At 59.5% G+C, this 9,406-nt stretch carries 9 protein-coding genes and 1 pseudogene; 3 read left to right on the top strand and 7 right to left on the bottom strand.

Translation table 11 applies throughout. The features are described 5' to 3' along the window. Window positions 1-56: 56 nt before the first annotated feature. The 5 genes from AB9K34_RS08745 to dctP form a co-directional block, all read right to left on the bottom strand. Window positions 57-767 carry an IS6 family transposase gene (locus AB9K34_RS08745; RefSeq protein ID WP_369954048.1) on the bottom strand — a complete coding sequence of 237 codons (711 nt, stop codon included), beginning with the start codon at window positions 765-767 and terminating at the stop codon, window positions 57-59. 89 nt (window positions 768-856) lie between these two features. Next, complete coding sequence (locus AB9K34_RS08740; protein ID WP_369954047.1) at window positions 857-1,618, bottom strand: alpha/beta fold hydrolase; 762 nt, start codon at window positions 1,616-1,618, stop codon at window positions 857-859. Further along, window positions 1,618-2,919: a TRAP transporter large permease gene (locus tag AB9K34_RS08735; RefSeq protein WP_369954046.1), complete on the bottom strand. Its 1,302-nt coding sequence runs from the start codon at window positions 2,917-2,919 to the stop codon at window positions 1,618-1,620. The genes AB9K34_RS08740 and AB9K34_RS08735 overlap by 1 nt, the downstream gene beginning before the upstream one ends. After that, complete coding sequence (locus AB9K34_RS08730; RefSeq protein ID WP_369954045.1) at window positions 2,919-3,428, bottom strand: TRAP transporter small permease; 510 nt, start codon at window positions 3,426-3,428, stop codon at window positions 2,919-2,921. The genes AB9K34_RS08735 and AB9K34_RS08730 overlap by 1 nt, the downstream gene beginning before the upstream one ends. Before the next feature lie 66 nt (window positions 3,429-3,494). Then, window positions 3,495-4,448, bottom strand: coding sequence for a TRAP transporter substrate-binding protein DctP (gene dctP, locus AB9K34_RS08725; protein WP_369954044.1), 954 nt, complete (start codon window positions 4,446-4,448; stop codon window positions 3,495-3,497). Between the two features lie 283 nt (window positions 4,449-4,731). Here dctP and AB9K34_RS08720 point away from each other — a divergent pair, with 283 nt between their 5' ends. After that, window positions 4,732-5,616, top strand: coding sequence for a LysR family transcriptional regulator (locus AB9K34_RS08720; RefSeq protein ID WP_369954043.1), 885 nt, complete (start codon window positions 4,732-4,734; stop codon window positions 5,614-5,616). Here AB9K34_RS08720 and AB9K34_RS08715 read toward each other — a convergent pair. Beyond that, window positions 5,551-6,510 (bottom strand): LysR family transcriptional regulator, encoded by a 960-nt coding sequence (locus AB9K34_RS08715; RefSeq protein ID WP_369954042.1) that lies wholly within the window; start codon window positions 6,508-6,510, stop codon window positions 5,551-5,553. The two genes, AB9K34_RS08720 and AB9K34_RS08715, sit on opposite strands and share 66 nt — an antisense overlap. Window positions 6,511-6,633: 123 nt before the next feature. Here AB9K34_RS08715 and AB9K34_RS08710 point away from each other — a divergent pair, with 123 nt between their 5' ends. Together AB9K34_RS08710 and AB9K34_RS08705 are read left to right on the top strand one after the other, a co-directional pair. After that, complete coding sequence (locus AB9K34_RS08710) at window positions 6,634-7,653, top strand: D-cysteine desulfhydrase (protein WP_369954041.1); 1,020 nt, start codon at window positions 6,634-6,636, stop codon at window positions 7,651-7,653. Between the two features lie 30 nt (window positions 7,654-7,683). Further along, window positions 7,684-8,670 (top strand): YeiH family protein, encoded by a 987-nt coding sequence (locus AB9K34_RS08705; RefSeq protein WP_369954040.1) that lies wholly within the window; start codon window positions 7,684-7,686, stop codon window positions 8,668-8,670. A gap of 65 nt (window positions 8,671-8,735) precedes the next feature. On the opposite strand, the pseudogene AB9K34_RS08700 reads toward AB9K34_RS08705, so the two are convergent. Further along, a pseudogene (locus AB9K34_RS08700) lies at window positions 8,736-9,325 on the bottom strand (transposase); the annotation flags it as partial. Between the last annotated feature and the right edge of the window lie 81 nt (window positions 9,326-9,406).

Genomic DNA, 9,406 nt, shown 5'->3' with positions numbered 1-9,406 from the left:
TGGGACTGTTGCATTAATCCGCTGTTGGCGAATGAATGCCTGGTGAGCGCAGTTGGTTACGCGGCGGCGTCGAACAGTCGGCTGATGAATGCGATCTCGCCCTGGACGCCCGGTGGCTTGTGATGGATTTGACCGCGTTTGATGGTTCTTATAGTTTCGATCCCGCTGAGAGTCGCTTTGGCTGATCGCAGGGACCGGAAGCTCTGTCGGTAGCCAGGCAGTCGTTTCATCACGGCATGGTCGCTCTCGATCAGATTGTTTCGCCACTTTCGATCGATATGCCGTATGCTGTCGAAATGCGGATCATACCGATGACTGATTTCGCGGATGACACGTCGATAGGTATGCGCCTTGTCGGTGCAGATGGTGACCGGTCGGTGCAAACGGACTCTCTCAATCGCCTTGTTCAGAAACGCTCTTGCCGCTTTTGCATCGCGCCGCGCGGTCAGGCGCAAGTCGACCATCTGATCGTTGGCATCGATCGCGCGCCACAAATAACGCCATTTGCCGCCGACACGGATGTAGGTCTCGTCCACATGCCAGTCCACGCTTGCACGGCGCAGATGCCTCTCGGTTCGCTTCGTCAGTTCTGGGGCGAATTTCTGGACCCAGCGATACACCGTCGATCGATCGACCTCAATGCCGCGCTCTGCCAGAAGACCCGCGACATCCTGATAAGACAGCGGATAACGCAGATACCAGCGCACCGCGCACAGGATAATGTCACGAGGAAAGCGATGGTGTTTGAACGGCGACTTACGCGGCATGCTGGACCTCAAAAACCCGAAACTGTCCAAATGAGCCGGTTAATGCAACAGTCCCCGATGAAGCCCTTGCAATTTCATTCGGGCAGTTCTCAGTCGGACAGAAAATCTTCGAGAATTGCCTGAAAAAGCCGGGGTTTTTCCAAGTGTGCGGCATGGGACGCACCCGGGATAACGGAGAGCGTTGCGTTTGGCAGGTTCTTCCACAACGTCTCGACCTGCGGCCAGCGATAGGATCGGTCCTCGTGACCCCAGACGACCAGTGTCGGCATTTCGAGGGCCTTCAACGCCGACCGGCCGTCCCATCCGGCCATTGCATCGAGCGCGGCCAGCGCCGCCTGCTGGTTCGCCTTCGCTCCGATCTCTACGATCAGACGGAAGCCTGCCGAGGCATCGCCCTTGCGAAACCAGGTGGCCCCGATCCGCTCGATCGTCTTGGCGACGCCATCGCTGGTCAGGCGTTCACGTGACACGCCGATTGGCTCGAAACGGTCGGGCATCAATCCAAGCGGGCCGGTGCCGTAGAGTACCAGCCTGCTGACCCGCGGCCCAGACTTCGCCGCCATTTCCTGCGCGATCATGCCGCCCATGGAATGGCCCATCAGGATGAAGGCATCAACGCCGAGCTCATCCAGAAGGCCGATGGTTCTGTCGGCCATATCTCCGATCCGGTCGCATCCTGCCTGGTCCGATGCATCCCCGAACCCCGGCAGATCGGGTGCGATGACATCGAAGCGGTCGCAGAAATGCGCGATTTCCGCTTCCCATTGCGCGGACCCGCCCAGATAGCCGTGAACAAGTACAAGCGGAAAACCCTGCCCGGCGCGGCGATGGGGAAGAGATTTCATACCCATCAGCCCATCTGCTCTGGCAGCCACAGCGCCACGTCGGGTGCAAAGATGAGGATCACGATCAAGAGCACCATCGCGGCGATGAAGGGCAGGCACCCCATGATCACGTCGCCGATTGTCACCTGTTCGCGGCTGATCGCCTGGATCACATAGAGGTTCAGCCCCACCGGCGGCGTCAGCACCGCGATCTCCATCGTGATCGTGTAGACGACGCCGAACCAGATCAGATCAAAGCCGGCCGCACTCATCAGTGGATAGATGGTGGGTAGGGTGATGAAGGTCATCGACACGGGTTCAAGAAACATGCCGAGGATGATGTAGAAGACGACCACGATCATCAGGACGGTTGTCGGCGCCAGCTCCAGCGAGAGGAACAGGTCAGTGAACTGCTGCGGCACCCGGAAGTAGGTCAGCACGAAACCGAAGAGCACGCCAGCCGAGAGCAGCAAGCCCAGATAACCCATCGTGCGCATCGTGGCGAAGAGCGCACCCTTGAAGCCTTCCCAGGTCAGACCGCCGACACCGAAGGCAAGCACAACTGTGAGCAACGACGCGACCGCCGCGGCCTCGGTCGGGGTGGCAATGCCGGCATAGATGGCAACCGTGATGACCAGGCCGATCAGAACGATTGGCCCGACCGTGCTGAGGATCATCAGCACGGGCATTTTTGCCGCATCCTCGCGTCCGGGAATGTCCTGCGGCTTCAACGTGCCCCAGATAAGCACGACGACGACGAAGCTGCTGACCAGGATGATGCCGGGTATGACACCCGCGATGAAAAGATCCCCAATGCTCTGATCGGTGACGATGCCGTAGAACAGCAGGATCAGGCTGGGCGGGATCAGCACGGAAAGCGTGCCGCCGGCGGCAAGAACGCCGCTCGACAGACGTTTGCCGTAGCCCAGGCGCAGCATTTCGGGCAGGGCGACGCCACCGATGGTCAGCGCACCGACCATCGACGATCCGCAGACCGCGCCGAACCCTGCACTGGCCGCGATGGAGCCGTAGGCAGCCGACCCTTTGATACGCACGCCTTGGTGAAGGAATTGGTAGAGGTTCGGCCCGATTTTCGACTTGCCTATGAGTTCACCCAGGAAGACGAATAGAGGCACGGCAAGCAGGATGTAGTCGATCCAAACACCCCATAGCTTCAATTCGGACGAAACGATGGATGTCTCAAACCCCTGGATCTGCCAGAGGAACGGCAGCGAAGCGGCGGCGAGCGCGAAGGGGATGGGCAGGCCGATGATGATGAAGAACATGAGCAGGCCGAACAGGCCCAAGGCTACGGCATACCATTCCATCAGTCAGCCTCCGATATCGCCGGAGCGCGGATCGCCTGGATCAGACGCAGCACGGCATAAAATGAGAAGAGGACGAGCGCCACCGCGCCCGGCGCCCAGAACAGGTATCGCGGCCAGTGTAGGATTTCGGACGCCACGCCCGAGTTCCACGCGCGAATTGTGGCACTTACCCCGGCATAGGAAAAAAACAGCCCGACACCCAGCATCAGCGCCAGATTGATAATGTTCAGACCCTTTTGAAGTTTCGGACCCAAATGTTCGGTGACCATCGTGACCTTGGGATAGGCATCCTCGCGAAGCGCGTATGCGAGCCCGGCGAAAGCGACGGGAAACAACAGCAGCGCAGTGGCTTCCGTCACCATCCGATCCGGTTTGCCCAGCCCGTAGCGGACGAACACGCCGTAGGAGATCCAGACCATCTGGATCAGCACGACGACCGCACCGGCACCGGCCAGCCATACGACCAACCTTTCCGCCTTGTCCACGATACGATCAAGACCGTCTTTCATCGTTGCCACCTCGATTTGATATGGACACAGCGGCGGGGCGACGTTGCAGGTCGCCCCGACATCCCGTCATTTCGCCGCGTGGCTTTCCAGCAGGCTGCGAATGTCACCGGCCAGTTCGGCACCGCAGGTGGCGTCAACCTCGGCGTTCCAGGCATCGCCGACGCTGGCGATAAGCTCAGCGGTCTTTTCGGCAGGCAGCGTTTCCAGTGTGCCGCCTTCTTCGATGGCCGCATCGATCTGCTCGTCCACCCAGGCTTCGTATTTCGGCTGAAGCCACGCTTCGGTCTCGGCAGCTGCTTCGGTCAGAGCGGTCCGCTCGTCGGGGGTAAGCAGCTCATATTTGTTCTTGTTCATCATGTAGATGATGTTGCCATAGAAGAGGTTGGCGTTGACCATATGCGGCATCACGTCCCACAGCTTCCAAGAAGAGTAGGTCGCAACCCCCATGTTTATACCGTCCACGACCCCGCGTTCGGCGGACTGGAATACCTCTTTCGGCGCGACGAAGACAGGCTCTCCGCCCCAAGTCTCGATCATCAGGCTGACCAGCGGCCCGATGGAACGGACCAGTTTGCCGTCAAGCTGGCCGATATCCTCGACCGGCTTCTCAAACCACCATTCCTGATCGTAGGAATAGTTGGAATTGAGCAGCGGCACGAGGTTAGCCGAAGCCGCTTCCTCGCGGATCAGATTGGCATATGCCGCGTCCAGTTCGGGCTGATTTTCAAGGCTGACATTCGCCGGGAAGAGCGATGTCACAGCATAGCAGGGCAGCCGGTTATCGGCATTGATCCAGCTTATATCGGACACACCGCCCTGCACCGCGTCGACGCCTTCGGACCAGCCATGCAGCGTGGACGAAGGGAAGATTTCGACCGTGACGCTGCCACCGGTCTTTTCGGCGACCAGCCCGGCGAAGTGCTGGAACCCCTGATAGCGAACGTCGGATTCATTGACATAGGTGGACAGGCGCAAAGTCGTCTCTGCATTGGCTGCACCGGCGGCTGCAGCCACAGCCATGGCCAACGCCGATGCGCCCAATTTCCAAGATTGATTCATTCTCAACTCCCATTTCCCGGCTCGCCGCACTGACGGTTTCTCCTTCGCGTCAGGCATGTGCCGCCTCCTTGTTTAGGTCAGTCGCAGGATCGGGACAGCTGGCCCACATCCGGCCGCTCTTGACCTCAGGTCAAGCATAGCCAGACTCATTCGCCAGGCGCCAATTCATACTTTCGATATATTCATGCGAAACTTGCATGGTTTGTTGGGTTGAGTATTCTGAAGCCCAATCCGGGAAACGAACATGGACATCAACTGGCTTCAGGATTTCGTCTGCCTTGGTCGGACACTCAATTTCACCCGTGCGGCCGAGGAGCGGCACATCACGCAGCCTGCCTTCAGCCGTCGCATCAAATCGTTGGAGAACTGGGTCGGCGTTCCCCTGGTCAAGAGGTCGACCTATCCTGTGCAACTGACCGACGCCGGACTGCAATTCCTTCCCGTCGCGCGCGATACCGTGTCGAACCTGACCGATCTGCGTCAGGCTATCCGCGCCGAGGAACGGGGCAGCACCGCCTTTCAGCGCATTGCCGTGCTGCACACGATTTCCGTTAACTACCTGTCGGGGCGGATTGCCGAGCTTGAAAAGCAGATCCCGGAGCTTCGGGTACGCATCTACTCGGACAACCTGCGGACCTGCTGCCAGTTGCTGACCGACGGGTCATGCGACTTTCTGCTGTATTACCGGCATAATGACGTCGCTCCGGTGATGGACGAAACGCAATTCGCGCGTAAGGATATCGGCACGGAACGATTGCTGCCGGTCGCTGAAAAGAGCGCCGCAGCGAAAGGCGGCTGGAACCTGTCAGCGCCGCAAGTGGATTGCATCCCTTATCTGAGCTACGATCCAAACAGCTTTCTGGGCACCGTCGTCGATCAGACCATCGGCAATCGCGAGCCTCCGCTGGCGCTGCGATATATGGATGCGTTGGCCGAGGCGATCAAACGGCGGACGCTGGCGGGAAGCGGAGTCGCCTGGCTGCCCGAGTTCGCGGTGGCCGACGAAATCAAGCGCGGCACGCTGGTCACCGTTGGCGCGGAGGAATGGCAGACCACACTGACGCTATCTCTTTTCTGCTCTCTCGACCGGCTGGACAAGACCGGGCGCAGCGTCTGGGAGGCGCTCTGAGCAGGCAGGCAGTTTCAGGGTTTCGATCACGTGGTGCCAGACCGCGTCGCTTCTTTGGCTTGGCTCTTCCGACAACCGGATCATTCTGACGTCCAGTTCCTGCGCCGGAAGCACATCGTCAACCCGCACGAGTTGCCCACGCGCCAGATCGGCACCGACGAGCGATTCCGGCAACCACGCGATGCCGATCTCGCTGAGTGCAAATTCAAGCACCGCAAGTGTAAGGGCGGTTTCGGCCTGCGATACAACTTCGACATTGTCAGGCAGGCGCGGTGCGATGTTTCGGTTGAAAACCCGCCCCAGAAACACGTCGGGAGGGTAGCTTATGACCGGAAGCTCGCAGCCTTCTGTCAGTGGGCGAATGGCAGGCGCACAGACAGGGATCAGCAGATCGCGTTCGAGCAAGACATCCTCGAAAGCCCGCGAAATCACCTGTGTGCGGTCTTCGGCAACTTCGTACATGATCGCGAAGTCCGCCTCGTTCGCCAATAAGAGCAGCAGACATTCGTCTTGATTGCCGGATCGGACACGTACCGATGTTTCCCCGGTAGCGGTCAGTTGCCTGACCACGCGAGGGGAAACGGTCGTGGTGATGGCATGCTGGCAGACGAAGGTCAGAGGGCGGCCCGCCCGCCCTGCCGACAGCCGCAAATCCTGCGACAAGCGGCGCAAACGTGCGCTGAGCTCTCGCAATTCGGGCTCAAGCGCCACAACGCCCGGCATCAGCGTAACAGGCTTGCGGCGGCGATCGAAGAGTGTGGCGCCGATATTTTCCTCGATCATGCGCACCCGCCGCGTGAAGGCCGATTGCGTCACAAATCGCCGCTCCGCAGCTTGGGCTAGTGAGCCGCTATCAAGAGCCGCGAGAATATCATCTATCCATTCCAGTCGCATGGTAGGACAATGACGTTACGCGTCTTAAAATGCAAGTTTTGCATTTTATCTGCCAAATTTCACATTAGGAATGCCGGAGCGGTATCGATAAATTGCGCGGAGCTTCATAAAAGGAGATTCTTCATGCACCTCGCCCGCTTCCCCCGCCGTTTCATCGCACATCTGCCCACCCCGCTGGAGCGCCTCGATCGCCTCAGCGCCGAGCTGGGCGGACCGGAGATCTGGATCAAGCGCGACGACTGCACCGGTCTGTCCACTGGCGGCAACAAGACCCGCAAGCTGGAATTCCTGATGGCCGAAGCTGAACTGGAAGGCGCCGAGATGGTGATGACCCAAGGCGCGACCCAGTCGAACCACGCCCGCCAGACTGCGGCCTTCGCGGCCAAGCTTGGGATGGAGTGCCATATCCTGCTCGAAGACCGCACCGGATCAAACGACCACAACTACAACAATAACGGCAATGTGCTGCTGGATCATCTTCACGGCGCTACCACCGAAAAGCGTCCCGGTGGCGGCGACATGAATGCAGAGATGGAAAAGGTCGCCGACAAGCTCCGCGCCGATGGCAAGAAGGTCTACACCATTCCCGGCGGCGGCTCGAACCCCACAGGCGCTCTCGGCTACGTGAACTGCGCTTTCGAGACGCTGAACCAGGTCAACGAACGCGGACTGAAGATCGACCATATTATCCACGCCACAGGCAGCGCCGGCACTCAGGCTGGCCTGATCACCGGGCTGAAGGCCATGAACGCGCAAATCCCGCTTCTGGGGATCGGCGTGCGCGCACCAAAGGCCAAGCAGGAAGAGAATGTCTACAACCTCGCCGTCAAGACCGCCGAGAAGCTCGGCTGCCCCGGTGTCGTGAACCGCGAGGGCGTGGTCGCCAACACCGATTACGTCGGCGACGGCTACGGCATTCCGACTGAAAGCGGCCTGGAGGCAATCCGCATGTTTGCGGAACTTGAGAGCATCCTTCTGGACCCGGTCTATTCCGCCAAGGGTGCGGCCGGCTTCATCGACCTGATCCGTAAGGGACACTTCAAGAAAGGCGAGCGGGTGATCTTCCTGCATACCGGCGGATCGGTCGCACTGTTCGGCTACGACGCGGCGTTCGACTTCAAGGGTCGCCGGAAGGCCGCCTGATCCGCGACGATCAGCGAAAAGGAACGTTTGATGGCTTCCGCGATCAAATCGCAGTGGAACCTCTATTTCGGCGGGCTGATGCTGGCGGCGGTGATTGCCGCCGCCGCAACGTTCCTGTCCGAACATTATGGCGCGCCGGTCATGCTTTTCGCGCTGCTGATCGGCATGGCGTTTCACTTCATGTCGGAAGAAGCTGTCTGCGTGAAAGGGATCAACTTCGCCTCGAAGACTCTGCTGCGCTTCGGCGTGGGCCTCCTTGGCCTACGCCTGAGCGTCGGGGATGTATCCAGTATCGGGCTGGTGCCGGTCATGGCCGTCGTCGGTTTCGTTCTGGCGACGCTCGGGTGCGGGGCATTTCTGTCTTTTGTGTTGGGTCGGCGCATGGCGTTCGGGCTTCTGGCGGGGGGCTCGGTCGCGATCTGCGGGGCGTCGGCCGCCTTGGCGATCACCTCGGTCCTGCCTCCGCGCCCCGACCGCGAACAAGATACCTTGTTCGTTGTCATCGCTGTGACTGCGCTGTCCACGATTGCCATGATCGCTTACCCGGTGCTCTTCAACGCCCTCGGCATGAGTGCGGTCGAAAGCGGATTCCTGATCGGTGCCACCATCCACGATGTCGCGCAGGTTGTCGGCGCGGGCTATTCGGTCAGCGAGGATGCCGGAGTCATTGCAACCTTCGTCAAGATGCTGCGTGTGGCGCTTCTGCCGGTGGTCATGCTGACTGTGATGCTCAGCTTTCGCGGTGCGCAGTCGCAACGACTGAAGCTACCCTGGTTCCTTGTGATGTTCGTCGCGCTTGCGGTGCTGACCAATACCAACCTTCTGCCTGAAACACTCGTTGCCCTGATAGGCGAGCTGTCGCGCTGGTGCCTTGTGATCGCGATCTCGGCACTCGGCGTAAAGACCAGCCTTGCCGCGATCATCAAGGTGAAGCCCAGCTATGGCGCCATACTGATGATCGAGACGTTGTTTCTGCTTGCCATCGCGCTGCTGTTCGTTGTCTGGATAGGCATCTGATAGCTCGCAAAGGCGGGATCGCCAACTTATTCCGCACTGAGTGCAGAAGACCTGCCTGGGCTCGATCACACAGTCATTTCGAGCGCATAGCCCAGCCAAAGATCAAATGCATCGGATCTGGTCTGGCGGTATGAGATTGCAGAAAGGTGATAGCGGCGGGGTCTGAAAATCGTGTTGATCTGGTCATGGGCGGCGAGGAAACTTTGCGTTTGCCTCGGGGATTTGAACCACCCCATGACCTTCTCTCTTCCGGATCGGTTGTTGAGCCCCCTGTGAGCGCGGTGGTCGGCTTCCGGTGCAAGCTGACGGATTGGCTTGTTATAGCTGGCGGCGCAACTTGTCCGTGATGACGACGCGGGGCGGGCCAAATCGAGAGATCAGCCGCTTTGGCATTTCGCCTCGGCTGCACCAGGATATCAAGCACATCTCCATTTCCATCAACCGCACGCCACGACCATATCTTAACGCAGTTGATCGGGATCACGACTTCATCCAGGTGCCATTAGTCAGCCGCGGCAGACCGGTTACGCTTGAAACATCGGGCGAAATGCTGACCAAACCGGCTCACCCGTTTGCTTAAAGTTTCCCGGCTGACGATTAGGCCGTGTTGACAAAAGGTGTTAACAGGGCGGGCTGAACGTGATTCAAACTGGTATCTGCAATGGAGACCAGCTTGGCACGAGACCTGATGTCGGACGAAGAGTGGGCGTTTCATGAACGCTTCATCCTGGCCGCC

It is taken from the genome of Sedimentitalea sp. XS_ASV28, from assembly GCF_041224545.1.
Taxonomy (GTDB): domain Bacteria; phylum Pseudomonadota; class Alphaproteobacteria; order Rhodobacterales; family Rhodobacteraceae; genus Sedimentitalea.
The sequence above is the reverse complement of the archived record's forward strand: the minus strand, read 5'-3'. Positions and strand labels throughout refer to the sequence as shown.